Source organism: Vibrio sp. YT-19(2023) (assembly GCF_033337395.1).
This window is the reverse complement of sequence record NZ_JAWOQN010000611.1, coordinates 1-653: the sequence shown is the minus strand read 5'-3', so window position 1 is coordinate 653 and position 653 is coordinate 1. Positions and strand designations below refer to the sequence as shown.

Annotated in this window: 1 protein-coding gene; it reads left to right on the top strand. The window is 46.2% G+C overall.

Annotation, left to right across the window (positions count from 1 at the left end; translation table 11 throughout):
- Positions 1-653: YjbH domain-containing protein (locus tag R7E78_RS27435; RefSeq protein WP_318058793.1), on the top strand; the 653-nt coding region annotated here is incomplete at both ends.

Here is a 653-nt window from a genome sequence, read left to right as displayed (position 1 = left end):
ATACCGTCTCGATTGTTGGTGAACAGAAAAAGTATCGTGATCGCAACGAGGCTCATGAAAAAGCCGCGGCAGTCCTTTACAACGAAATGCCAGACAACATTGATACCTTTACTATCAATGAACGCAGTCGTGGTCTGCTCGGCGATCAAACGGTTATCTCCAAAGAGAAATACCGTGACTTTGCAGAAGTTAACTACATCAATCCAAATATCGAAGATGCAACATCAACCTCAAGCGATAAACCGCAAGGTAAACCTGCTTACGATGGTTTTGAGCGCTTTGATTGGGGCTTCTCACCAAAGCTGGCTCAGACCTTAGGTAACCCAGAAGAGTTCTATCTGTTCAGTGTTGGTTTAAGTGGCAGCGCCTCTTACTGGCTGACAGATAACCTAGAAATTGGTGGCTCACTATACTGGAATTGGTACAACAACTACGACAAGTTTAACTACGTCACCCCACCGGACGGCACTTCGATCCCTCGTGTACGTACCATGTTCCGCGCTTATCAAAATGAACACGCGGTAACCATGTCCAACCTACAGTTAACTTGGTTCCAAGAGTACTCAGATACCATGGACCAACAGTTCTACGCCGGTTATCTAGAGAGCATGTTTGCGGGTGTGGGAACCGAATTCTTATATCGACCGAAAGGC